Below are 22103 nucleotides of genomic sequence, written 5' to 3' on the forward strand. Positions count from 1 at the left end.
CCGACCAGGTCATTCCCGAGGCCCTCGGAGTTCGCTGACGGTGAAATCAGGCGGTCAGCAGCTCGGCTATCTGGCGTAGACCGGTCAGGTCGTGCACGTCGTCGGCCAGCGCGGGTACTTCGACGATCCGGATCGAGCGATGACCCCGCCGGAACCGTTCGGCCCGTTTGTGGTCGCCGACGACCTGCTGCATCTTGTCGGCGTGCAACCGCAGTACCGCGGCTGTCAGCGGCGACTTGTCCGCTTCTTCGAGCTTCTCGGCTGCAGCGAGTGACCGCTCCGCCGAAAGCTCAGGTGCCTGCGTTGTCGTCACCCGGTTCAGCACGACGCCGGCCAGCGGCATTCCCTCCGCCCGCAACCGCTCGGCGAAGTACGACGCCTCTCGCAACGCATCGTTCTGCGGCGCGGCCACCACGAGGAACGCGGTGTGCGGCTCCCGCAGCAGCGCGACAGTCTTCTCGGCCCGCTGCCGGAAACCACCGAACAGCGTGTCGAACGCGGCCACGAACGTCTGTACGTCGGTCAGCACCTGAGCGCCCAGCACCTTGTTCAGCACCGACATCGCCATGTTGACCCCGGCCGACATCAGCTTGAACGGCCCACGCGCCGGCGCCAGCAGCAACCGCAGGAAGCGGCCCTCCAGCAACGACGCAAGCCGCTCCGGTGCGTCCAGGAAGTCCAGCGCGGACCGTGACGGCGGAGTGTCGACGACGATCAGGTCCCAGTCGCCGGTCCGCTCGGCCTGCTTGTGCAGCTGCCCGAGCTTCTCCATCGCCATGTACTCCTGCGTACCCGCGAACGACGAGGAAAGCGCTTGATAGAAAGGATTCGCGAGAATCTGCTCAGCCTTCTCCGGCGTCGCATGCTGCAGTACGACGTCATCGAACGTCCGCTTCATGTCGAGCATCATCGCGTCCAGCCGGCCGCCGTTCTTGGCGTTCACCTCGGCCACGGCCCGCGGAGTGTTGTCCAACTCGGTCAGCCCGAGCGACTGCGCCAATCGTCGCGCCGGGTCGATCGTGAGTACGACGACCTTCCGGCCCCGCTCCGCTGCCCGCAGGCCTAGCGCGGCCGCCGTAGTCGTCTTACCGACTCCGCCCGCGCCGCAGGTCACGATGATCCGGGTCTCGGGATCGTCGATCAACGCGTCCAGATCCAGATTCATCGGCGTAGTTCCTCGGCCAGATCGAAGAGAGCGCCGTGGTCGATACCCTCCGGCTGCAGTGCCAGCTCGACGACTTTCTTGCCTAAGGCATCGATTCGGTCGCGGTTCTCGCGTTCCAGCCCGATCCGGATCGCGTGGTCGTGCGCCTCGGTCGCGAGCGTGGCCACCAGGTCGTCGCCGATCGTGATCCCGGCCGCCCGGAGCCCCTTGGTCAGCTCGGCGGTCGGCAGTTTCTCCTTCACCGCAAGGGCAAGCGCGTCGTCGTCGAGCGGGCTGTTGCGGACCATGTTCACCACGATCGACCCGATCCGCAGGTCCAGCGCCTCCAGTTGCTCGACCGCGTCGAGGGTCTCCTGGACCGGCATCTCCTCGAGCAGCGTGACCAGGTGGACCTGGGTCACGTCCGATCGCAGCATGCCCATGATCGCGTCCGCCTGGTTGCGGATCGGTCCGACCTTGGCCAGGCCGGCGACCTCGTGGTTCACGTTCAGGAATCGCCCGATCCGGCCGGTCGGCGGTGCGTCCAGCACGACAGCGTCGTACGCGAGCTTGCCGTGCGCCTTCCGGCGGGTCGCCTCGTAGACCTTGCCGGTGAGCAGTACGTCGCGGAGCCCGGGGGCGATCGTGGTGACGAAGTCGATCGCGCCGACCTTCTCCAGCGCCTTCCCGGCCCGGCCGAGGTGGTAGTACATGTCGAGGTACTCGAGCAGGGCGGCCTCGGCGTCGACGGCGAGCGCGAACACCTCCCCACCGGCAGGCCCCTGCGCGATCCGGCGTTCGACGTACGGGAGCGGAGGTACGTCGAAGAGCTGAGCGAGCCCCTGGCGACCTTCGACCTCGACCAGGAGGATCCGCTTCCCCTCCTCGGCCAGGGCAAGCGCCATCGCGGCCGCAACGGTTGTCTTCCCGGTGCCCCCCTTGCCGGTGACCACGTGCAGTCGCGCCATAGGTCCCAGGGTAGGTGGTGGTCCGCAGGACACCGTTAGAGTCCCCTTCATGAAGAAGTTCGAGTACTTCACCGCACCGCTGCTGGTCCACTCGACCAAGGAGATCCTGGACAACTTCGGCCAGGACGGCTGGGAGCTCGTCCAGGTCGTGCCGGGCATGAACCCGGAGAACCTGGTCGCCTACTTCAAGCGCGAGATCGAGGACAAATGAGCCACCCCGAGGAGAAGCTCGCCGAGCTCGGCCTGAAGCTGCCCGACGTGGCCAAGCCGGTCGCCGCCTACGTCCCGGCCGTCCGGACCGGTGACCTCGTCTACACGTCCGGTCAGCTGCCGCTGCGCGAGGGCACGCTGATCGCCACCGGCAAGGTCGGCGACGCCGTCACGCCCGAGGTTGCCAGCGAGTGTGCGCAGCAGTGCGCGCTGAACGCGCTGGCCGCGGTCAAGGCCGAGATCGGCGACCTGGCGAACGTGAAGCGGATCGTGAAGGCGGTCGCGTTCATCGCGTCGACGCCGGACTTCACCGGTCAGCCGCAGGTCGCGAACGGCGCGTCCGAGCTGTTCGGCCAGGTCTTCGGCGAGGCAGGGCAGCACGCTCGCAGCGCGGTCGGCGTCCCGGTCCTGCCTCTGGACGCCCCGGTCGAGGTCGAACTCATCGTCGAGGTCAACTAACACGACCGGGGCGGTGGGGCGGGAAAGGTATTAGACACAGTGCGTGACCTCAGCTCGGAACTGATGACCGGCCGGATGGCGGAAGTCGCGCTCGAGTACGCCCGCGGCACCCGCGGTCCGACCGAGCCGCGTCCCGCCGCAACGGTCATCCTCCTGCGTGACGTTCCGGCCGGCGGGCCTGAGGTCTATCTCCTGCGGCGCCAGCGGACGATGGCGTTTGCGGCGGGTATGACGGTGTTCCCCGGCGGGCGGGTCGACGCGACGGACTCGAGCGTCGCGGATTCGTGGTCCGGTCCTCCTCCGGCCTGGTTCGCGTCCCGGCTCGGGTGCTCCGTGGAGACCGCGGCGGCGTACGTCGCTGCTGCGGTCCGCGAGACCTTCGAGGAGTCCGGCGTACTGCTGGCCGGACCCTCGCCTGACGCAGTCGTCGACGACACCACCGGCGCCGACTGGGAGGCGGACCGGGTCGCGCTGGAGACGCGTGCGGTCGGGTTCTCCGAGTTCCTGCACCGGCGTGGTCTCGTACTGCGCGCGGACCTGCTCGGACCGTGGGCGCACTGGATCACGCCGGAATTCGAGCCCAAGCGGTACGACACAGCGTTCTTCGTCGCCGCACTCCCGGCCGGGCAGGTCACCCGGGACGTGACGAGCGAGTCCGACCAGGTCACCTGGATCCGCCCGGCGGACGCGGTCGCAGCAGTCGACGCGGGCGAGGTGCTCATGCTGCCCCCGACGTACCTGAGCTGCCGTGAGCTCTCGCAGTACGACGATGTAGCCGCGATGCTGGACGCCGCCGGCGAACGGGAGATCCGGACGATCATGCCCACCGTGCGCGTCGACGGCGACCAGGCCTATCTGGAGACGACATGAGAGTCACCGACTACGCGAGCCTGGTGCTGGCCGCGAACCCCGGCCCGATGACGCTGGACGGCACCAACACCTGGATCCTGAAGGCGCCGGACGGTGAGCGAGCGGTCGTCGTCGACCCGGGCCCGATGCTCGAGGACCACCTGACCGCGGTCCTCGCGGCGGCAGGCAAGGTGGCCGTCGTACTGCTGACCCACAAACACCCGGACCACTCCGAGGGTGCCGTCTGGTTCGCCAACCAGGCCGGCTGCGGCGTACGCGCCGTCGACCCCGCCTTCCGGATCCCGACCGATCACGCCCACGGCCTCGGCGAAGGCGACGTGATCACCGCCGACGGCCTCCGCATCGAGGTCCTGCCGACGCCTGGCCACACGCTCGACTCGGTCTGCTTCTGGCTCCCACAGGACGGCTCGCTGCTCACCGGCGACACCGTCCTCGGCCGCGGTACGTCGGTCGTTGCCTACCCAGACGGTGCCCTAGGCCCCTACCTCGACTCCCTGAACCGCCTGCTGGCCTTCGCCAACTCCCCGGCCGGCGTAACCCGCCTACTCCCCGGCCACGGCCCGGTGATCGACGACCCCGCCGCCGTACTCACCTACTACCTCAACCACCGCGAAGAACGCCTCAACCAGGTCCGCTCAGCCCTCACCGAAGGCCACACCACCCCCGAAGCAATCGTCCAACACGTCTACACCGACGTACCCCAACCCCTCTGGCCCGCCGCCGAACGCTCAGTCCGAGCCCAACTCGACTACCTGAACGGCTAGCGCCCACCCGGCTGACCCACCTGCGCGTTGGGGGTTGCCCATTCGGTTGGAGGGTTGCCCACTCAGATTCTCAATGGGCAACCCTCCAACTGAGGGGATGCCCACCGAGTTGGAGGGTTCGCGCGGGTTATCCACAGGTTGGGGGTTGGCCGCAGCGGGCGGGGCGGCGTACGGCTGATGCTTGGTGGGTGAATCCGAAGTTAAAGCTGCTCGCGGACGGGCAAGGCGGGGTCTACAGCCGTGGTCAGGCCGCGGACAGCGGTTACACGCCGGGCCAGATTCATGACCGGATCCAGGACGGACGCTGGGAGCGGATCCGCTACGGGCAGTACGCCGAGGCAGTGGACCTGAGCCATCTCGCTCCATGGGATCAACAGGGCCTGAAGCACCGTCGGCTCGTCCACGCGGTGCTGAACTCGATGCGGCCCGGCACCGTTGCCGTAAGCCACCAGTCGGCGCTCGCCCTGCACGGCGTACCGCTGTGGGGCGTGGATCTCTCGGAGGTTCACCTCAGCCGTCTCGATCGGCACCGCGGCGGCCGGATCGCCGGTGTGCGCCACCATCGAGGCAAGCTGACAGCCGCGGACCTGGCCCTCGTGGGCCACCTGCCGGTGACGACCGTGCCGCGCGCTCTGTTCGAAATGGCCTGTACGTCGACCTTCGAAGCAGCGGTCGTCAGCGCCGACGCTGTACGTCGCCATCATCCGATCGCCGAGCCTGAGCTGCAACGTTTGCTGGACGTGACGGAGTTCTGGCCGGGGAGTCCGACAGCCAGGTCTGCTCTGGACTTCAGCGATCCGTTGTCGGAGTCCGTTGGTGAGTCACGGCTACGAGTGCTGATGCACACACACGGACTTCCCGCGCCCATGCTCCAAGTGGTGTTCACCGACGCCGACGGGTTCGTCGCCCGGGTCGATTTCTACTTCCCCTCCGAACGGACCGTGGTCGAGTTCGACGGTTTGGGGAAGTACGCCGGCGCGTCGTCGGAAGCGCTGATCCAGGAGAAGCTGCGAGAAGATCGCCTGCGTGCGCTCGGGCTGCAGGTCGTTCGCATCACCTGGGCGGACCTCCAGGACCCCGCCCGCCTGATCGCGACCATCCGCAAGGCCTTCGCCCGCGCCTGAGCCCGGCAGTCGAGCGGTTGCCCATTGAGCTGGAGGGTTGCCCCCTCAGATTCTCAGTGGGCAACCCTCCAACTGAGGGGATGCCCACCGAGTTGGAGGGTTCGCCCAGGTGCGGCGAGGGCTGCCCGGCTCGCGGTGTACGGGGGCTCCGGTGTACGGGGACTCCGGTGTACGGGGACTCCGGTGTACGGGGACTCCGTGTGCAGCGGGCTCGCGGTGTGTAGCGGGCTCGCGGTGTGCGGCGTGGGTCGGGTCTTGAGACCCGGGGTTAGCGGGCTCGGCGTTGGAGGCGGTCTACGTCTAGGAGGACGACCGAGCGGGGTTCTAGGCGGACCCAGCCTCGGGAGGCGAAGTCGGCCAGGGCTTTGTTGACGGTTTCGCGGGAGGCGCCGACGAGTTGGGCCAGCTCTTCCTGGGTGAGGTCGTGGTGGACGTGGACGCCGTCGTCGGCGGTGCGGCCGAAGCGGCTGGCCAGGTCGAGGAGGGCCTTGGCGACGCGGCCCGGTACGTCGGAGAACACCAGGTCGGCCACGACGTCGGAGACCTTGCGGAGCCGGCCGGCCAGCTGCAGCAGCAGGCCGCGGGCCACCGCCGGGCGGCCGTCGAGCCAGCGGAGCAGCTCGTCGTGGGTCAGGGACATCAGCGTGGCGTCGGTGACGGCGGTGACGGTCGCGGACCGCGGTCCCGGGTCGAACAGCGACAGCTCGCCGAACATCTGGCCCGGGCCGAGCACCGCGATCAGGTTCTCCCGGCCGTCGGCCGACGTACGGCCGAGCTTGACCTTGCCCTCGACCACGACGAACAGCCGGTCACCGGAGTCGCCCTCGTGGAACAGCACCTGGCCGCGCCGCAGCCGGCTCTCGGACATCGACGCGGCCAGGGCGTCGGCCGCCTCGTCGTCGAGCTGACTGAACAGCGGTGCCTGTCGGAGCACTGCGGCATCCACTTTGGGCCTCCTAGGACCTTCGACCACGACTACGGACGGGGGATCACCCCACCCGGCGAGAAGAGCGTATCCACCCGCTCGCCCCAAAACCGTAGCCCCTCGGGTGTCGGCACCGCCACGTAGGCCGCTCCCGGCGCGCCGGGACGGTAGTCAGGCGAGGGAGATTTCCGCGGGTTGATCGGCGAGCCAGTTGCCATGGAACCCGTACGGGACGCGGACGGGGAGCTGAATCGTCGCCACCGGCGGTGCGGTCAGATCGGTGGCGTCGAGGATCACCAGATCGCTGGTACCGGAGGCGGCGTCGTAGACATAGGTCATCAGCCAGCCGTCGCCGCCCGGGCGGTTGTCGGCCGGGACGAAGGCGGCCTCGCCCGGCGTACGGCCTGGACCGAACTCGTGCGACGTGACCCCACCGTCGCGCAGGTCGTAGCGGATCACTGCACCGTGAGGTGCGCCTTCAGCGGGCGTCCGGGTGACAGTGGCATGTCCGTGGCGAGTATCCAGCCCGGCCAGCCGGTCGTCGATGCGCGGGAACTCGGCCGCCCGGTCGTGGAGTTGTTGCTCGCGGACGGTGCCGGTCGTCAGGTCGAGGGTCCAGCGCCACAGCGTTGCCTGCTGGGAGTCCGTGCTGTTCTTCCGGAACAGCTCCGGATAGCGCATGACATGCAGGACGATCTGTTGGCGGCCATCGGGCCCGGTCTCGTCGTGGGCGTTGAGGGTGTGGAAGACGTAGCAGGGATCGATCGGGAACCAGCGGACTTCGCCGTACGGGTCGTCGCGCCGCAGTACGCCGAGCCGAGCGCCGTACCCGTCGTTCCAGCTGAACGGCATCCCGCGACCGGACCTGGCGATCTCCAGATCGAAGACCACCGGGAGGCCCATGAAGATGACATGGCCGGCGGAGAGGTTGAAGTCGTGGTTCATCGTGGCGGCCGGAACGTCGATGGGCCGGCTGATCACCAGCTCCCCGGTCGCGTCCGCCTGGTGATAGGTCAGGTACGGCGCGGTCAGGCTGTAGCCGAAGAAGTGCAGCTCGCCGGTCGTCGGGCAGGTCTTCGGGTGGGCGGTCATTGCCGTCCGCAACTTTCCGCCGAAGTCGTACGAACCCACGGTGTCCAGCTCACGGGTGAGCTCGTAGGGGTAGGAGGACTCGACCAGGGCCAGCGTGCGTCCGGCATGCCGGACGACGTGGGTGTTCGCGACACCCGCGGTCAGATCCAGGTTTCCTTCAGTGTCGTTGACCTTGGCGCCGTCGGTGAAGGTCGACGTACGGACCCAGCGGTTGCGGTAGGAGACCGCCCGGCCGCCTTCGATCCGGACGCCGTGGATCATGCCGTCGCCGAAGAACCAGTGGCCCGAGGCGGCGTCGTGCGGATTGGGGCCGTTGCGCAGGTACCAGCCGGTCAGCCCGGGTGGGATCTGGCCGGTCACCGGCAGGTCGTAGGCGGTGAGTTCCTTGTCGACGGGCGCATAGTTGCCGGCCAGATGGGGTGCGGTCTGCATGAGTGGCTCCTCAAGGAGGTTTCAACGGGTCCGGAGCTGGGCGGCCTTGGCCTGGATGTGGGCCACGTAGCGGAGGGTGAAGACCATCGGTACGACGAAGGCCGCGATCTGAACGACCGTCCGAGTGGTCGAGCCGGAGTGCGCGAGAGTGGCGAGAGCGACCGCGGCGACCGCGAAGCTCGCGGTCCAGACGGCGGTGATGATGACGTTGGTGCGGACGAACAGTGGCTGGTCCCAGAACTCGCGGGGCGTGGTCTGCTTGGCGATCCCCAGCGTGAACGGCTTCCGGACAACGAGCGAGACGCCGGCGATGAGGGCGAGCGTGGCCGACGACAGTGCCGCCGTGTAGGGGTGCAGCCCGCTGTCCGGTGTGGTGAACGCGAGGACGGTGATGGCGGCGAAGAAGACGGCGGAGCCGATCTCGATGATCTGGGCGTCGAGCGTGCGGCCGGACCGGGTCTGCACAGCGATCAGTCCGAGGGAGAGGACCAGGGCGATCAACGCGGCCCAGTTCCAGTGTGCCGACGGAATGATCGCGTAGACGATCCACGGGGCGAAGGTCCGCAGGTACGACATGAGGGTTGCTCCCTAGTTGGCGGCCGATCGGAGGTTCCGATCGCGACAGGTCAAAAGTAGAAGGTCCCTACTAGACATGTCAAGAGTGGAAGGTAGAATAGGTGGCATGAGCCTGCGACACGCCCTGCTCGGGCTGCTGGTCGAACACCCGGCCAGTGGCTACGACCTGCTGAAGACCTTCGACACCTCGCTCGCCAACGTCTGGCCGGCCACCCAGAGTCAGCTCTACGGCGAGCTGGCCAAGCTCGCCGACAGTGGCCTGATCGTGGTCTCCGAGCAGGGTCCGCGCGGCCGCAAGGAGTACACGCTGACCGATCCCGGCCTGGCCGAGCTCCGCCGCTGGCTGACCGAGACCGAGCCGCAGCGCACCCGGAGTGACGTCCTGCTCCGGGTCTTCTTCCTCGGCGTCCTCACTCCCCAGCAGGCCCTCGACTACCTCGACGGCCAGGCCGCGCAGGCGGCCGGGCTGCGTGCCGAGTTGAAGAAGCTCGACGACGCGATCGACTGGGACGACGCGGACCTTTCCGTCTACGGCCGGATCGCGCTGGAGTACGGACAGCGTCTCGCCGCGATGCAACAGGAATGGGCCGAATGGGCCCGCACCCAGGTCAAACCCCGCTGAGGGCCGCAGCCGGCGGTGATGAGAATCATTGAACTCCTTGCGGATCAGTGGTTCTGGGCAGGGGCTTTTCGGGGGAGCAGCCAGACCACGCAGCAACTCAGGAGCGTGACTCCTGCGACGACGAGGAGGCTGGTGCTGACGGCATGGGCCTGGCCCGGGCCGAGGGTCTTGAAGTAGACGGTGGTGACGGCGGCCGCGCCGATCGCGTTGGCGAGTTGCTGGACGGCGGCGAGTGAGCCGCTGCCGCTACCGGCCTCGTCCGGGTCGGTGTCGCCCATGGTGACGTCGTAGATCGTCCCGAAGCAGGTGCCCATGCCGAGGCCGATCACGAAGACCGCGGGGACAAGGGCTCCGACGGGAGGACCCTGGACGTGCACCGCGGCGTACAGGCCGGCAGTGCCGAGCAGAGTAATCAGCAGGCCGATGAAAACGAGAGTGCGACCGAGCTTCGCGATCAGCTGGTAGCAGGAGATCGAGGCGATCACGATGCCCGCGGCGATCGGGGCCATCCCGACGGCGGCGGCTCGGAGCGGGGAGTAGCCGAGCCCGTTCTGCAGGAAGAGCGAGATGACGTAAAGCAGTCCGGCGACAGCGGCGAAGAAGACGACGCCGAGTAGCAGGCCGGAGGTGAATCCCCGGTTCTTCAGCAGGGACGGCTTGATGAGCGGATTGGCGGCCGTGGTCTGGCGCCGTGCGAACAGCCCGGCGAAGATCGCCCCGATGGCCAGGAAGGCGATTGGTTCGGCCGTCCAGCCGGTGCCGGAACCTTGGATCAGGCCGTACAGCAGACCGAACATCGCTACCCCGAGCAGGCCGGAGCCGAGCCCGTCGACGGAGACTCTGCGGTCGCCCGGGTCGCGGGGCAGCAGCCGGAAGGCCGCGACGGTCGCGACGCCGCCGAGCACGATGTTGATCAGGAACATCGCGCGCCAGCCGAGGCCGAACAGGTCGGCGTCGATCAGGAATCCGGCGAGGATCGGGCCACCGACCGCGGACAGGCCGAGAGCGGGACCGAAGGCGCTGAAAGCCTTGCCGATCTCCTCGCGGGGGAAGACCGCGCCGAGAATGCCGAAGCCCTGTGGGATCAGCACGGCTCCGAAGGCACCCTGGATCAGCCGGGCGACGATGATCGAGGTGGGGTCGAAGGCGAGACCGCAGGCGACCGAGGCCAGTGTGAAGCCGGTGATGCCGATCAGGAACAGCCGGCGGCGGCCGAACCGATCACCGAGCCTGCCACCGACGACCAGCAGAACGCCGAGGGCGAGGGCATAGCTCGTGCCGAGCCACTGGACCAGCGAGTCGCCACCGCGCAGGTCCCGGGTGATGGTCGGCGCGGCGATATTGGTGATGGTCGAGTCCAGCAGGTCGAGAATCTCGGCCGCGAGGATCACGGCCAGGATCGCCCACCTGCGGCGGACAGCGGTCGGAGCATCGAGCGTGGTCATGGCTGAACCTCTTCCGGACAGGGCATCACGAAGGGACGGCCGTCGCGACTGCGGACGGCCGTTGGCAGGAACGGCTTCAGAGGCTGGGCACCTGGCTCACCAGACCGACTGATGGGCGAACAGCCAGTTCATCCTCGCCAGCTCCGCAGGGCTCCCGCCCTTCTTGAGGATCAGTGGGAGGACCAGGTCCCGGGCCACCCGTCCCACCGGCCCCTGCTTCTTGGTGTTGTTCATGCCGGCACCCCACTTCACGACCCGCTCGACCCGCGACCTGCGTTCCAGTTCGTACGCCGCGAGCGCAGCCGGCACGTCCGCCGCATCTCGCAGGCACCGGGCGAGCGTGACCGCGTCCTCGCAGGCCAAGGAGACTCCTTGTCCCGAGGCGGGCGAGACCGCGTGCGCCGCGTCGCCCACGATCACCATCGGTCCTCGGCTCCAGGTCGGGACGGCCGGGAGGTCGTACTGGTTGCTCAGCTTGAACTCCGCACTCGCTTCGACGATGGCGGCACCGGGGGTGCGATCGACCGCCAGCAGGGCTACCAGCCGCTCACGGAGCCCAGGCGCCCGCAGTTCCCCAGGTGACAGTTCGGCCTTGCTCGGCGGATTGGCGAACCACCAGATCTCGCCGTCCGGGCTGACCGTGTAGCCGAAGAAACAACGCTTGCCCCAGACCATCACGTACGAACCGGGCTCAGCGTCCAGCTCAACTCCCCGGGCGAACCCGCCGGTGTTCCCGAGTCCCGTGTAGCGCGGACCCGGATTGGCCGGATCGATCACCTTTCGGGTCACGGAATGAACGCCGTCTGCTCCCACCAGTACGTCGCCTTCGGCGGTCGTCCCGTCGGCGAACTCGACGACTACCCCACCGCCCGCCACGGGTCGAGCGCCGGTCAGGCGCTTGCCGTGCTCGATCCGGATACCGCGCCGTACGGTCTCCGCGGCCAACCCTCGATACAGGTCGGACCGCCTGATCGTGTGCGTCACCAGTCCGTCGTCGAGGACCGGGCCCATCGCCATCGCACCGAGCTTCTTTCCGGTACCGCTGAAGAAGCTCATCCGGCCGGACGGGAAGCCCGCGTCCAGGACCACCTGGTGCGCGTCGACCACCCGGAGTGCGGCCAGCCCGTTGACGGCGACGCCGAGGTAGATGCCGTGCTCGAGGCCGGCGCTTTCCTGGTAAGCCTCGTAGACAACCGGGTCGAGTCCGGCCTTCTGAGCCGCCAGCGCGACGACTGTGCCGGCCACCCCGGCACCCATGATCAGTACGCGCACTCGGCAGTCTCCGCTCTCGACGATCCCTGCGGAAAGTCTGCGGTCGGAGTGGACTTGGGTACAGATACGTGATCACCTTCTGCACTGTGAAGATCTCATGCGGCCGTTGGGTGACGGACGGCATGAAGGGGGCCTCGTGATCCGCGTTCTGCTGGCCGATGACATGAAGCTCTTCCGGGCCGCGCTCAAGAACCTGCTCGAGAAGCACGACGACTTCGAAGTGGTCGCCGAGGTGTACTGCGGCGACCAGATCGTGCCCATTGCGCTCGAACTGCGGCCGGACGTCGCTGTGATCGACATCGAGATGCCCGGCCAGGACGGACTGGCCGCTGCTGCTGCGCTCCGCGTGCAGTTACCCAGTTGCCGGACGCTGATCCTGACGGCGTTCGGCAGCCCCGCGAACCTGCGCCGGGCGCTGAGTTCCCAGGCCGGCGGTTTCCTCAGCAAGGACGTCTCGCCCGAGGCGCTCGCGGAGGCGATCCGGCAGGTCGCGGCCGGCATCCGGGTGGTGGATCCGAAGGTTGCCGCCGCGGCGCTCACGCTCCCGCCGAACCCGCTGACTCCCCGCGAGGTCGAGGTGCTTCGGTTGGCCGCCGGCGGGGCGGAGGCGAAGCAGATCGCGGTCGACCTGTTCCTCTCGACCGCCACTGTCCGCAACTACCTGAGTTCGATCGCCGCCAAGCTCAACGCGCGCACCCAGGTGGACGCTGTCCGGATCGCCACCGACGCGGGCTGGATCTGACCGAGGAGCTCGGCCGCCGGAATTCTGTGGGCGGGCGCACGTAGGCTGGTCCGCATGCCATCCCCGCGTGTCGCGGAACCGCTCTTGGGAGCCCTCCCGACGGTCTCGCTGAACCTCCCCCGCAAGGCCCCGGTGTTCGCCGAGGAGACCCACACCCAGCTGGTCCGCCGGGCCCGGAAGATGCACAAAGTGCTCACCGACACCTACCCGGACGCCCACTGCGAGCTGGACTTCACCACCCCGCTCGAGTTGCTGGTGGCCACCATCCTGTCGGCCCAGACCACCGACGTCACGGTGAACAAGGTGACTCCTACCCTGTTCGCGAAGTACCCGTCAGCGAGCGCGTACGCCGAGGCCGACCGCGACGAGATGGAAGCGATCCTGAAGCCGACCGGCTTCTTCCGGGCCAAGACCAACAGCGTGATGAAGCTTGGTCAGGCCCTCGTCGACGAGTACGACGGTGTCGTGCCGGGCAAGCTGACCGAGCTGGTGAAGCTCCCGGGCACCGGCCGCAAGACCGCGAACGTCGTCCTCGGTAACGCGTTCGGCGTCCCCGGGATCACCGTCGACACGCACTTCGGCCGTCTGGTCCGCCGGTTCGGCTGGACCGCGGAGGAGGATCCGGTCAAGGTCGAGCACATCATCGGCGACCTGTTCCCGAAGAAGGACTGGACGATGCTGTCGCACCGGCTGATCTTCCACGGCCGCCGTCGCTGCCACGCGAAGAAGCCGGCCTGCGGCGCCTGTCCGATCGCCCAGTGGTGCCCGTCGTTCGGGACCGGCCCGACCGATCCCGAGGTCGCCGCGAAGCTGGTGAAGGTCCCGGCGTGAACCACCCAGCAGGATCGCGTACGACGTCCCGCCACCGGCTACTGGTGTGGGGCGTGGCGCTCGCGGTCCTGCTGACTGCCTGCGGCACCGAGAAACCGGCCGCCGCCCCGTCGGGCAGCCCGAGCTCGGCCGCAGGTGCGGGAAAGCTACCCGACTGTCCGTCCACTCCGTCGAAACCGCCGACGACGGGTGCCCTGCCCGACGTCAGCCTGCGCTGCCTGGGTAGCGGTCCGGACGTCCGGCTCGCCGACCTGCGGGGTCCGCTGGTGATCAACGTCTGGGCGCAGTGGTGCGGTCCGTGCCGCGACGAGGCGCCGTACCTGGCCGCGCTGGCGAAGTCGGGGAAGATCAAGATGCTCGGCATCGACTACGACGACCCGCGGCCGGAGCTGGCGGTGAAGTTCGCGACCGACGAGGGTCTGGCGTATCCGCATGTCGTCGATCAGGACAAGGCGATCCAGCGGGCGTTGAAGGTCGCCGGTCCGCCGCTGACCGCGTTCGTCGACAAGGACGGCGCGGTCGCTTTCGTGCATCGCGGCGTACTCACGTCGCCGCAGCAGCTCAACCAGCTGGTGAAGGACAAGCTGGGGGTGACGCCGTGATGGATGTGGAGATCCCGGCGTGGCTGAAGCCGTTGGCGAAGGCGTCCGACAACGTCGACCCGAATCAGCTGTCCCGATTCCTGCCGCCGGACGATCCCTCGGTCCGGAAGTCCGCCGTACTGATCTTGCTTGCTGATGGCAACGATGGGCCGGAGGTGCTGCTGACCGAGCGGGCCTGGACGTTGCGCAAGCACGCCGGGCAGATGGCGTTCCCCGGTGGCGGCGCCGATCCGGAGGACGGGACCGGTGACGACGGTCTGGTCCGGACCGCATTGCGGGAGGCCGAGGAGGAGACCGGGCTCGACCCGGCCGGCGTCGTACCGTTCGCGATCTGGCCGGCGCTCTGGGTGCCGGTGAGCAACTTCGGTGTGTCGCCGGTGCTGGCCTGGTGGCGGGAGCCGTCACCGGTCGCGGTGGTCGACCCGGCCGAGGTCGCGTCGGTGCACGAGGTGCCGATCAGCGCGCTCGCCGACCCGGCGAACCGGATCAGCTGCCTGCACCCGAGCGGGTTCACCGGCCCGGCGTTCACCATCGGCGACCTCTATATCTGGGGTTTCACCGCCGGTTTGCTGGATAAATTGCTCCTGCTCGGTGGATGGCAGCGCGACTGGGACCCCTCGGTCGTCGTACCGTTGCCCGACCGGCTGGTCGAGGCGGCCTGGCGGAGCGAGGGGCGGCGGCCGGAGGACGTGCGGCGGCTGACCGCCATCGAGCACGACCTCGGCCAGGCGCAAGGTGACAAGTCGGAAGGCACGGAATGAGCTGGCTCGACTGGGCAGTGCTGGGTACTGCGGCATTGGTGGCGATCTCGGGGTACGTCGAGGGCTTCGTGCTCGGGGCCTGCGCCACCGTCGGCCTGCTCGGTGGTGCCGCGATCGGCGTCTGGGGAGTGCCCCGGATCCTGGATCATTTCTCACCGAGCGTGACGGTGTCGTTCGCCGCGCTGGTGCTCGTGGTGGGGCTGGCCGCGCTCGGGCGAATGCTCGGGGCGATGGTCGGCACCAAGGTGCGCAATCGGCTGTCCTGGAAGCCGATCCGGTTCCTGGACGCGCTCGGCGGCGCTGCGCTGGCGGCCGCTTCTGTGCTGATCGTCGCCTGGGTGCTCGGCGTCGCGGTGAGCGGCGCGCGGATCCCGAGCGTGACGTCGGCCGTCCGCGGTTCGCAGGTGCTCGCGAAGGTCGACGACGTCCTGCCGAACAGCGCGGACCGGGCGCTGCAGTCGTTCAACGATGTGGTCAACACCGACCTGTTCCCGCGGTTCCTCGACCCGTTCGTGCCGGAGCGGATCCGCGAGGTCCAGCCGCCGGACAGCGCGATCGCCCGGCAGCAGTCGGTGCGTTTGGCGTACACCCGGATCGCGAAGGTCACCGGGGTCGCCAATTGCTCGCGCGGTCTCGAAGGCAGCGGGTTCGTGTACGCACCGCAGCGCGTGATGACGAATGCGCACGTCGTCGCCGGCGTCAGTTCGCCGCAGGTCGAGCTGAACGGGCAGAAGTACGACGCCAAGGTGGTCGTGTTCGACCCCGAGACCGACATCGCGGTGCTGTACGTGCCGAAGCTGAAACTGGCCCCGCTGACCTTCGACTTCGCCGGTAAGGCGGACGATTCGGCGGTTGTGCTCGGCTACCCGGAGAACGGCCCGTTCGACTCCGAGCCGGCCCGGATCCGCTCCGAGGAACGGCTCCGCGGCCCGGACATCTACGGCGACAAGACGGTCACTCGCGACGCGTTCTCGATCTGGGCCTCGGTCCGCCCCGGCAACTCCGGCGGCCCGCTGCTCTCGCCCAAGGGCACGGTGTACGGCGTTGTCTTCGCGGCCTCCGTCGAGGACAACCGCACCGGCTACGTCCTGACCGCTCAGCAAGTCTCCGACGACGCCCGCGACGGCACCACCGCCACCCAGGATGTCTCCACCCAGTCCTGCACCTGATGCAACATCCCGACGCCGTCGTCGCATTGAGGGAGTGTGACGATGACGACGGAAGCGCTCTCGTTCGACGAGCTCGTGCGGGCGAACGAGCGCCGGCTGCTGAGGCTCGGGCTGATGCTGTCCGGCAGCGCGCACACCGCGGAGGACCTGGTCCAGACCGTCCTCGCCCGGGCTCATCGCAAGTGGGCGCGGATCGTCGAGGTCGAGAGTCCCGAGGCCTATCTGCGGACGATGGTGGTCAACGAGTTCCTCGGCTGGCGCCGGCTGCTGAAGAACCGCGAAGTACCGCTCGCCGAGCCGATCGAGCAGCCGGCCGACGAGGACATCGGCGGCCGCCAGGCGCAACGCGACGCCGCCTGGCGCCTACTCGCCCAACTGCCGCGCAAACAACGCGCTGTCCTGGTCCTGCGGTACTACGAGGACCTCGCCGACAGCGAGATCGCCGAGCTGCTCGGCGTCGCACCTGCCACGGTCCGGTCGAACGCCGCCCGCGCCCTGGCGGCCTTACGAGACACCCTGTCTGCCGAGGAGACCCTGAGATGACCAGGCTGACCGACGACGAGCTCGGCGAGCTCCTCCGCGAAACCTTTACCGGCCAAGAAGAACTGATCGACAAATTGCCCGAGGCAACCAAACGCCGGAGTCGGGTCCCGGTCCTGCTGGCGGCGGCCGCCGTACTCGCGGTCCTCGCCGGAGTCCTGTACGGCGTCCACCGCGTCGGCGCACCGGACCCGGTCGAGCCCGCCGGGACCGCGACCGCACCTGACCACACCGGCCGCGACGCAGAGATCTGGGCGGCCGCCATCGAGACGATCGTCCGGAAGAACGTGCCGAAAAGCGGCTGGACGACGGCGCTTGTGATGGATCTGTCCGACGTCGGGAAGCACCATCTGCGCAAGGGACCGCCGATGTCCCCGCCTCAGCGCCGGCTGATGGCCGCGACTGTGGACCCGACGATCCGGCTCGGGTTCCGCGGTGAGTTCTCGCCGGCCAGTGTGACGTGTCCCAACCATCGAACGGTCGTCCTCCAGGTCAGCGATGTGCTCGAGAAGAGCGGTCACCTGGAGGTGAACGTGGCCATCTTCTACGGCTGCACCCAGACGGACACGGCGAGATACCGAGTCGAGCCCAAGGGCCAGGATTGGGTCGTCACCGCGACGTTGGGTCGGTGGGCGAACTGACGGCGTGCAGCCAGTCCACCACCAGGCTGTTGAAGAGGTCCGGCGCTTCCTCGTGGGGGAAGTGGCCGGCGGGGGTGATGAGTTCGTGGCGGAGGGGGGCCGTGACCAGGCGGGGTGGGGTGGTCGCGGTGGGGGACACGGCCGCGTCCTGGGCTCCGTTGACCTGCAGGACGGGTACGGCGACCGGCGTACGCATCCTCGCTGAGTACTTGCGGCCGTCCGGGCGCAACCGGGATCGGGCGAACCAGCGGTGGTACTCGAGGGCACAGTGCGGCGCCGGCCAGACCTGGAGCGCGGCTCGGTAGCGCCGTGACGCCTCGGCGTCCGGGAAGGTCCCGCCCGGCGCGGCCCAGGCGCGAAGCAAGCGCTCAATGTGGATCCCGTCGTGAGCGAGCAGCCGGCGCTCCGGCAGGATCGGCAACTGGAACCACGCGCTCCGCGTCAACGCCTTCGTCTGCCCGGACCGAGTCAGCAGCAACGGGTGCGGCGCCGACACGGCTGCTAGTCCGCGGACCTGCCGCGGCGCCAATACGGCGGCCGACCAGCCGATGAACCCACCCCATCCGTGCCCGACGATCACTGCGTCCGTCGAACCGAGCGACCGAATCACGCCCGAGACATCGGCCGCCGCCGTGTATGGGTCATAACCACGCGGCGTCTTGTCGCTGGCGCCGTACCCGCGCAGGTCCATCGCCACCGCGCGGTACCCGGCGGCTGCGATCACCGGCAACTGGTGCCGCCAGGCCCACCAGAACTCGGGAAAGCCGTGCAGGAACAGGACGAGTGGGTCGTCCGCCGCGCCACACTCCGCGACGTGGAACCGGGCCCCGTTGGCCGCCACCAGTGAGTGCGACCAGGGGCCGTCGACCAGCAGGTCGACGACACCCGCCGGGCTCAGCGCCGTACGCCCGGCTCAGGCAGCGCCTCGTGATGCTCGTCGCCCCTGCCGAGCGCCTTGAGCGTCTCCTTCGAGGTCTCGATCGTCCGGGTCGGAGCCTTCGCACTCTTCAGCGCCCGCATCCCGATGAACACCAGGATCGCGCCGATCAGCAGGAACGCGCCGGCCACGATCAGGAACGCGATGGCCGGGTGCAGGCCGGCCGCGGTCAGTCCGTACGCCGCGGAGATGCACAGCAAAATGACCGCGAGCAGCGCCAGGAAGCCGGCCGCCGCGAACATCCCGGCTCCGGTCCCGGCCGCGATCGCGGTCTTCTTCAGCTCGGTCTTGGCGAGCTCGACCTCGCTCCGGACCAGGCTGGACAGTTCCTTGCTGGCATTCGCGACGAGCTGGCCGACCGTGGGCTCGTCCCCGTTCTGCCCCATCGACATCGCAACTCCTTCCGTCCGCTCTGACACTACCGTCCGTACCGGCGGGTCAATCGGTGTACGCGCGGTTTCGGCGAGCCAGCAGGAGTGCGGCGATCAACGCGGCGAGCACCGAGGCGACCAGGACCGCCGCCTTCGCGCGCTCGACCTGGGCCTCGTCCGACCCGAACGCGAGCTGCGCGATCAGCAGTGCGACGGTGAATCCGATGCCGGCCAGCACGGACACCGCGCCGACGTCCCGCCAGGCCAGATCGGAGTTCAACTCGGCCCGGGTAAAGCGCGCGGTCAGCCACGATCCACCGAACACGCCGACGGACTTGCCGAGCAGTAGTCCGGCCGCGATGCCGATCGCGACCGGATCCGTCAGCATCTGACGGATAGCGCTCCCGCTCAGCGTCACCCCGGCGGCGAACAACGCGAACACGGGTACGGCGACACCCGCCGACCACGGCCGCAACCGGTGCTCGATCCGCTCGGCCGGAGCATGGTCCTCACCTGGATCCGCGACCACCCGGGTGACCAGCCCGAGGGCGACACCGGCGATCGTCGCGTGGATCCCCGACTCGTGCATGAACCACCACGCACCGATCGCGATCGGCACGTAGAGGAACGGCGTACGTACACGCAGCCGCTGCAGCACGTACCAGGCGGCGATCAGGGCGATCGCGGCGAGCAGATAGAGCAGGTTGAACCCGTGCGAGAAGAACACCGCGATGACCAGGATCGCGCCGAAGTCGTCGACCACCGCGAGCGTCAGCAGGAACGCCCGCAGCGCGCTCGGCAGCGACGACCCGACGATCGCGAGTACGGCGAGCGCGAACGCGATGTCCGTCGCGGTCGGCACCGCCCAGCCGCGCGGCCTCCCGTCGTCGGTCGCCAGGTTGGTGATCAGGTAGATGATTGCCGGGAGCACCATTCCGGCGATCGCGGCGACCACCGGTACGACTGCTTCGTTGAGCTTCGACAGCGTGCCGACGACCAGCTCCCGCTTCAGCTCGACACCGGCCAGGTAGAAGAACAGCGCCAGCGCGCCGTCCGAGGCCCAGGCCTCGACGCTCAGCGGGCCGAGCGACGCCTCACGCAGGTGGTGGTACGCGTCCTGCCACGGCGAGTTCGCCCAGACCAGCGCGACGACGGTGGCCGCGAGCAACAACAGACCGCCGGTCGTCTCCGCCCGCAGCGTGTCGGCGAGGAACGCCCGTTCGCGCCCGAGGATGCGGGGGAACGCGCGCTTCTTCTGCCGAATCCGAGGGTGCTGGCTCATGTCGGCCCTTCGTTTCGGGGTCGGTCGGACGGACGCCGACCAGACTTCCCGGCACACCCAGTAGCGGATTCTACCTGGTGATCGCTGCGGCGAGGCCTTCGAAATCGGGTACGACGAGGTCCGGCGCGAGGAATGCCTTCGGATACGGCGTGTTCCGCCGATCGATGTAGAACCCCTGCAGTCCGGCCCGGCGGGCACCGTCGATGTCCCACGGATGGACCGCGGCCAGCCCCATCCGATCGACGGGCACTCCGCACACCTCAGCGGCGTACCGGTAGGCGTCGGGGTGCGGCTTCCAGCGCTGCGGCGTCGACACATCGAGCCGGTTCTCGAGGAACGGCATGATCCCTGCGTCGGTGAAGACCTTCTCGGACATCGCTACCGAGCCGTTGGTCAGCGTGACGATGCGCACGCCGGCCTCATGGACGCGCCGGAGCCCTGGTTCGACATCGGGATGCAGGGACAGTCGGGTGAACCCGGACAGCACGGTCGCGATCTTCTCGTCGCTCGGCTCGATCCCGGCGGCGACGAGTTGCGCCTCCAGGAGTTCGCGCGCCAGTTCGCGGAAATCGGCGTACGCACCGGCCGCGGTCAGCGCCAGCCCGTCCCGCAGCGTCGCCGCGAACCACGCATCGAGGCTGTGCCGAGGCAGTCCCACCGCCTCGAAATCGTCCCGCAGAGACTCCATGTCCGTGAGCGTCTCGTTGACGTCGAGCAGCAGTACGTCGATCATCACGACTCCTCATATCTTGGATCAGTCGTTCCAAGATATGATGCTGGGTATGCCGGATGTCAAACACTTCGACGAGGCCGAGGCACTCGCCACCGTCGAGCAGTTGTTCTGGCGCCGCGGGAGTGCGGCGACCGGGATCCAGGACGTGGTCGCGGCGACCGGGCTGAGCCGGTCGAGCCTCTACAACGCGTTCGGCGGCAAGGACGACCTGTATGCGGCGGCGGCCCGGCGGTACCTCGAGCACCGGTCCCGGCCGATGTTCGACCAGTTGGCCGCGGACGGGCGGGGGATGGCGGCGGTGGCCGCGTTCTTCGACCGGTTGCTGCGGCTGCGGTTGTCGGGCGAGTACGCCGGCTGGGGTTGCATGATGTCGAACGCGAACGCCGAGAACCCGCCGGACGCCGTACGGGCGGTCCTCGCCGAGCATCACGCCGTACTGCGGGATTCATTGGCCGCCGCGCTGAAGGTTGCTCAGAGCAACGAGGAGCTGCGTTCCGGGGTCGAGGTCGAGGGTGCGGCGGAGATGCTGACCCTGCTCGCGTACGCGGTGAACCTGCGCTCGCGGTCGGGCGCGACGCGGGCGCAGTTGCGGTCCGCGATCACCGCGGCACTGGCTGCGCTGGCTAGCTGATCCAGACTCGCGGATCCGGTCCCTTCGGGACGATGCCGGTCGGGTTGATGTTGTCGTGCGTGACGTAGTAGTGCCGCTTGATCTGGTCGAAGTCGACCGTGTCGCCGAATCCCGGGAGCTGGTACAGCCGGCGCGCGTACGCCCAGAGGTTGGGGAACTCGGTCAGCTTCTGCCGGTTGGCCTTGAAGTGCCCGTGGTACACCGCGTCGAAGCGGACCAGCGTCGTGAACAGCCGGATGTCCACCTCACGAAGCGTGTCGCCGAGCAGGTACTCACGGTCTGCGAGGCGCTCCTCGAGTACGTCGAGCCTCGCGAACAGGGCGTCGTACGCCTCCTCGTAGGCCTCCTGGCTGGTCGCGAAGCCGCAGCGGTAGACGCCGTTGTTCACGTCGCGGTAGATCTCGTCGATCAGTTGGTCCATCTCGGCGCGGTCGGCCGGGATCAACTGCGGTGCGCCGGGCTTGTGGAAGTCGGTCCACTCGGTGGAGAGGTCGAGCGTGATCTGCGGGTAGTCGTTGGTGACCACCTCGCCGGTCAGCGTGTCGACGATCGCGGGCACGGTCACGCGTCCGTCGTACGCCGGATCGGTGCGCAGGTACGCCTCGGAGAGGAAGCTGATGCCGAGCACCGGATCGCGGCCGTCCGGGTCGAGGGTGAACCGCCAGCCGCGCTCGTCGCGGATCGGGTCGACGATCGCCAGGCTGATCGCGTCCTCCAGACCGAGCAGCCGGCGCACGATGACGGACCGGTGCGCCCACGGGCAGGCCAGGCTCACCACCAGCCGGTACCGCCCCGGCTCGACCGGCCAACGGCCCTGGTCGTCCGGACCCTCGCCGGGCGCCGAACTCGAGTCCCGGCTGATCCGGCCGGTGAATCGGTTGCCCTGCCGCTTCCACTCGCCGGCCGTCGACGTCTCCTGCACGAACTGTCCGGGGGTCATAACGATAAAACTACCTCCGC

Annotated in this window: 26 protein-coding genes; 14 read left to right on the top strand and 12 right to left on the bottom strand. The window is 68.7% G+C overall.

Translation table 11 applies throughout. From position 1 onward, the window contains the following. Window positions 1–46 precede the first annotated feature (46 nt). Window positions 47–1165: an ArsA family ATPase gene (gene bagB / locus EV650_RS25990; protein ID WP_134121613.1), complete on the bottom strand. Its 1119-nt coding sequence runs from the start codon at window positions 1163–1165 to the stop codon at window positions 47–49. Continuing rightward, on the bottom strand, window positions 1162–2112 hold the full coding sequence (bagA, locus tag EV650_RS25995; protein WP_134121614.1) for an ATPase BagA: 951 nt from the start codon (window positions 2110–2112) through the stop codon (window positions 1162–1164). The genes bagB and bagA overlap by 4 nt, the downstream gene beginning before the upstream one ends. A gap of 49 nt (window positions 2113–2161) precedes the next feature. Between bagA and sp36 the strand changes: the two genes are divergently transcribed. The 5 genes from sp36 to EV650_RS26020 all read left to right on the top strand — a co-directional run bounded on the left by sp36 (window position 2162) and on the right by EV650_RS26020 (window position 5539). Then, complete coding sequence (gene sp36, locus EV650_RS26000) at window positions 2162–2323, top strand: Sp36 family protein (RefSeq protein ID WP_130386959.1); 162 nt, start codon at window positions 2162–2164, stop codon at window positions 2321–2323. Beyond that, window positions 2320–2781, top strand: coding sequence for a RidA family protein (locus EV650_RS26005; RefSeq protein ID WP_134121615.1), 462 nt, complete (start codon window positions 2320–2322; stop codon window positions 2779–2781). The genes sp36 and EV650_RS26005 overlap by 4 nt, the downstream gene beginning before the upstream one ends. Before the next feature lie 39 nt (window positions 2782–2820). Continuing rightward, window positions 2821–3651: an NUDIX hydrolase gene (locus EV650_RS26010; RefSeq protein ID WP_369409961.1), complete on the top strand. Its 831-nt coding sequence runs from the start codon at window positions 2821–2823 to the stop codon at window positions 3649–3651. Next, window positions 3648–4415, top strand: a complete 768-nt coding sequence (locus tag EV650_RS26015) for an MBL fold metallo-hydrolase (protein ID WP_134121616.1) — start codon at window positions 3648–3650, stop codon at window positions 4413–4415. The genes EV650_RS26010 and EV650_RS26015 overlap by 4 nt, the downstream gene beginning before the upstream one ends. A gap of 188 nt (window positions 4416–4603) precedes the next feature. Then, a complete protein-coding gene (locus EV650_RS26020; RefSeq protein WP_134121617.1) occupies window positions 4604–5539 on the top strand; it encodes a type IV toxin-antitoxin system AbiEi family antitoxin domain-containing protein in 936 nt (311 codons plus the stop codon). A gap of 268 nt (window positions 5540–5807) precedes the next feature. Here the strand turns inward: EV650_RS26020 and EV650_RS26025 are convergent, their stop codons facing one another. From EV650_RS26025 to EV650_RS26035, 3 genes are all read right to left on the bottom strand, one after another. Then, window positions 5808–6485: a Crp/Fnr family transcriptional regulator gene (locus EV650_RS26025; protein ID WP_134121618.1), complete on the bottom strand. Its 678-nt coding sequence runs from the start codon at window positions 6483–6485 to the stop codon at window positions 5808–5810. A 150-nt stretch (window positions 6486–6635) separates the two neighbouring features. After that, window positions 6636–7988: a carotenoid oxygenase family protein gene (locus tag EV650_RS26030; protein WP_134121619.1), complete on the bottom strand. Its 1353-nt coding sequence runs from the start codon at window positions 7986–7988 to the stop codon at window positions 6636–6638. A gap of 21 nt (window positions 7989–8009) precedes the next feature. Continuing rightward, entirely contained in the window at window positions 8010–8564 is a 555-nt protein-coding gene (locus EV650_RS26035) for a hypothetical protein (RefSeq protein ID WP_134121620.1), read from the bottom strand. 106 nt (window positions 8565–8670) lie between these two features. Here EV650_RS26035 and EV650_RS26040 point away from each other — a divergent pair, with 106 nt between their 5' ends. Further along, window positions 8671–9186 carry a PadR family transcriptional regulator gene (locus EV650_RS26040; protein WP_134121621.1) on the top strand — a complete coding sequence of 172 codons (516 nt, stop codon included), beginning with the start codon at window positions 8671–8673 and terminating at the stop codon, window positions 9184–9186. A gap of 44 nt (window positions 9187–9230) precedes the next feature. On the opposite strand, the gene EV650_RS26045 is transcribed toward EV650_RS26040, so the two are convergent. Both EV650_RS26045 and EV650_RS26050 read right to left on the bottom strand, forming a co-directional pair. Continuing rightward, a complete protein-coding gene (locus EV650_RS26045) occupies window positions 9231–10631 on the bottom strand; it encodes a DHA2 family efflux MFS transporter permease subunit (RefSeq protein WP_134121622.1) in 1401 nt (466 codons plus the stop codon). A gap of 96 nt (window positions 10632–10727) precedes the next feature. Continuing rightward, window positions 10728–11903, bottom strand: coding sequence for an FAD-dependent oxidoreductase (locus EV650_RS26050; protein ID WP_202874911.1), 1176 nt, complete (start codon window positions 11901–11903; stop codon window positions 10728–10730). 136 nt (window positions 11904–12039) lie between these two features. Here EV650_RS26050 and EV650_RS26055 point away from each other — a divergent pair, with 136 nt between their 5' ends. From EV650_RS26055 to EV650_RS26085, 7 genes are read left to right on the top strand one after another with little or no spacing between them, the layout of a single operon-like run. Continuing rightward, complete coding sequence (locus EV650_RS26055) at window positions 12040–12645, top strand: response regulator transcription factor (RefSeq protein WP_134121623.1); 606 nt, start codon at window positions 12040–12042, stop codon at window positions 12643–12645. A gap of 54 nt (window positions 12646–12699) precedes the next feature. Further along, window positions 12700–13476: an endonuclease III gene (gene nth, locus EV650_RS26060; protein ID WP_134121624.1), complete on the top strand. Its 777-nt coding sequence runs from the start codon at window positions 12700–12702 to the stop codon at window positions 13474–13476. Beyond that, window positions 13473–14078, top strand: coding sequence for a TlpA family protein disulfide reductase (locus EV650_RS26065; protein ID WP_238174454.1), 606 nt, complete (start codon window positions 13473–13475; stop codon window positions 14076–14078). Before nth ends, EV650_RS26065 begins: the two co-directional genes overlap by 4 nt. Continuing rightward, a complete protein-coding gene (locus tag EV650_RS26070) occupies window positions 14078–14839 on the top strand; it encodes an NUDIX hydrolase (protein ID WP_134122684.1) in 762 nt (253 codons plus the stop codon). Before EV650_RS26065 ends, EV650_RS26070 begins: the two co-directional genes overlap by 1 nt. Next, a complete protein-coding gene (locus EV650_RS26075; protein ID WP_134121625.1) occupies window positions 14836–16008 on the top strand; it encodes a MarP family serine protease in 1173 nt (390 codons plus the stop codon). Before EV650_RS26070 ends, EV650_RS26075 begins: the two co-directional genes overlap by 4 nt. Before the next feature lie 42 nt (window positions 16009–16050). Then, a complete protein-coding gene (locus EV650_RS26080) occupies window positions 16051–16551 on the top strand; it encodes a SigE family RNA polymerase sigma factor (protein ID WP_134121626.1) in 501 nt (166 codons plus the stop codon). Further along, on the top strand, window positions 16548–17189 hold the full coding sequence (locus tag EV650_RS26085; RefSeq protein WP_134121627.1) for a hypothetical protein: 642 nt from the start codon (window positions 16548–16550) through the stop codon (window positions 17187–17189). Before EV650_RS26080 ends, EV650_RS26085 begins: the two co-directional genes overlap by 4 nt. On the opposite strand, the gene EV650_RS26090 is transcribed toward EV650_RS26085, so the two are convergent. The 4 genes from EV650_RS26090 to EV650_RS26105 form a co-directional block, all read right to left on the bottom strand. Next, entirely contained in the window at window positions 17158–18030 is an 873-nt protein-coding gene (locus EV650_RS26090; RefSeq protein ID WP_134121628.1) for an alpha/beta fold hydrolase, read from the bottom strand. The two genes, EV650_RS26085 and EV650_RS26090, sit on opposite strands and share 32 nt — an antisense overlap. Window positions 18031–18083: 53 nt before the next feature. Beyond that, a complete protein-coding gene (locus EV650_RS26095) occupies window positions 18084–18518 on the bottom strand; it encodes a phage holin family protein (protein ID WP_134121629.1) in 435 nt (144 codons plus the stop codon). A gap of 46 nt (window positions 18519–18564) precedes the next feature. Then, a complete protein-coding gene (nhaA, locus tag EV650_RS26100) occupies window positions 18565–19779 on the bottom strand; it encodes a Na+/H+ antiporter NhaA (RefSeq protein WP_134121630.1) in 1215 nt (404 codons plus the stop codon). 70 nt (window positions 19780–19849) lie between these two features. Then, the gene (locus EV650_RS26105) at window positions 19850–20512 is read right to left on the bottom strand and encodes a haloacid dehalogenase type II (protein ID WP_134121631.1); all 663 of its coding nucleotides are present in this window, start codon (window positions 20510–20512) and stop codon (window positions 19850–19852) included. A gap of 49 nt (window positions 20513–20561) precedes the next feature. Here EV650_RS26105 and EV650_RS26110 point away from each other — a divergent pair, with 49 nt between their 5' ends. After that, window positions 20562–21143 (top strand): TetR/AcrR family transcriptional regulator, encoded by a 582-nt coding sequence (locus EV650_RS26110; protein WP_134121632.1) that lies wholly within the window; start codon window positions 20562–20564, stop codon window positions 21141–21143. On the opposite strand, the gene EV650_RS26115 is transcribed toward EV650_RS26110, so the two are convergent. Next, complete coding sequence (locus tag EV650_RS26115) at window positions 21136–22083, bottom strand: glutathione S-transferase family protein (RefSeq protein WP_134121633.1); 948 nt, start codon at window positions 22081–22083, stop codon at window positions 21136–21138. The genes EV650_RS26110 and EV650_RS26115 overlap by 8 nt on opposite strands. Between the last annotated feature and the right edge of the window lie 20 nt (window positions 22084–22103).

It is taken from the genome of Kribbella kalugense, assembly GCF_004365875.1.
In the GTDB taxonomy this organism is placed as follows: Bacteria; Actinomycetota; Actinomycetes; order Propionibacteriales; family Kribbellaceae; genus Kribbella; species Kribbella kalugense.

Excerpts from the sequence above, each read along its gene's own strand:
- bagB (WP_134121613.1), bottom strand. The coding sequence starts at position 1,165 with ATGAATCTGGATCTGGACGCGTTGATCGACGATCCCGAGACCCGGATC.
- bagA (WP_134121614.1), bottom strand. The coding sequence starts at position 2,112 with ATGGCGCGACTGCACGTGGTCACCGGCAAGGGGGGCACCGGGAAGACA.
- sp36 (WP_130386959.1), top strand. The coding sequence starts at position 2,162 with ATGAAGAAGTTCGAGTACTTCACCGCACCGCTGCTGGTCCACTCGACC.
- EV650_RS26005 (WP_134121615.1), top strand. The coding sequence starts at position 2,320 with ATGAGCCACCCCGAGGAGAAGCTCGCCGAGCTCGGCCTGAAGCTGCCC.
- EV650_RS26015 (WP_134121616.1), top strand. The coding sequence starts at position 3,648 with ATGAGAGTCACCGACTACGCGAGCCTGGTGCTGGCCGCGAACCCCGGC.
- EV650_RS26030 (WP_134121619.1), bottom strand. The coding sequence starts at position 7,988 with ATGCAGACCGCACCCCATCTGGCCGGCAACTATGCGCCCGTCGACAAG.
- EV650_RS26035 (WP_134121620.1), bottom strand. The coding sequence starts at position 8,564 with ATGTCGTACCTGCGGACCTTCGCCCCGTGGATCGTCTACGCGATCATT.
- EV650_RS26040 (WP_134121621.1), top strand. The coding sequence starts at position 8,671 with ATGAGCCTGCGACACGCCCTGCTCGGGCTGCTGGTCGAACACCCGGCC.
- EV650_RS26045 (WP_134121622.1), bottom strand. The coding sequence starts at position 10,631 with ATGACCACGCTCGATGCTCCGACCGCTGTCCGCCGCAGGTGGGCGATC.
- nth (WP_134121624.1), top strand. The coding sequence starts at position 12,700 with ATGCCATCCCCGCGTGTCGCGGAACCGCTCTTGGGAGCCCTCCCGACG.
- EV650_RS26070 (WP_134122684.1), top strand. The coding sequence starts at position 14,078 with ATGGATGTGGAGATCCCGGCGTGGCTGAAGCCGTTGGCGAAGGCGTCC.
- EV650_RS26075 (WP_134121625.1), top strand. The coding sequence starts at position 14,836 with ATGAGCTGGCTCGACTGGGCAGTGCTGGGTACTGCGGCATTGGTGGCG.
- EV650_RS26080 (WP_134121626.1), top strand. The coding sequence starts at position 16,051 with ATGACGACGGAAGCGCTCTCGTTCGACGAGCTCGTGCGGGCGAACGAG.
- EV650_RS26085 (WP_134121627.1), top strand. The coding sequence starts at position 16,548 with ATGACCAGGCTGACCGACGACGAGCTCGGCGAGCTCCTCCGCGAAACC.
- EV650_RS26095 (WP_134121629.1), bottom strand. The coding sequence starts at position 18,518 with ATGTCGATGGGGCAGAACGGGGACGAGCCCACGGTCGGCCAGCTCGTC.
- nhaA (WP_134121630.1), bottom strand. The coding sequence starts at position 19,779 with ATGAGCCAGCACCCTCGGATTCGGCAGAAGAAGCGCGCGTTCCCCCGC.
- EV650_RS26105 (WP_134121631.1), bottom strand. The coding sequence starts at position 20,512 with ATGATCGACGTACTGCTGCTCGACGTCAACGAGACGCTCACGGACATG.
- EV650_RS26110 (WP_134121632.1), top strand. The coding sequence starts at position 20,562 with ATGCCGGATGTCAAACACTTCGACGAGGCCGAGGCACTCGCCACCGTC.
- EV650_RS26115 (WP_134121633.1), bottom strand. The coding sequence starts at position 22,083 with ATGACCCCCGGACAGTTCGTGCAGGAGACGTCGACGGCCGGCGAGTGG.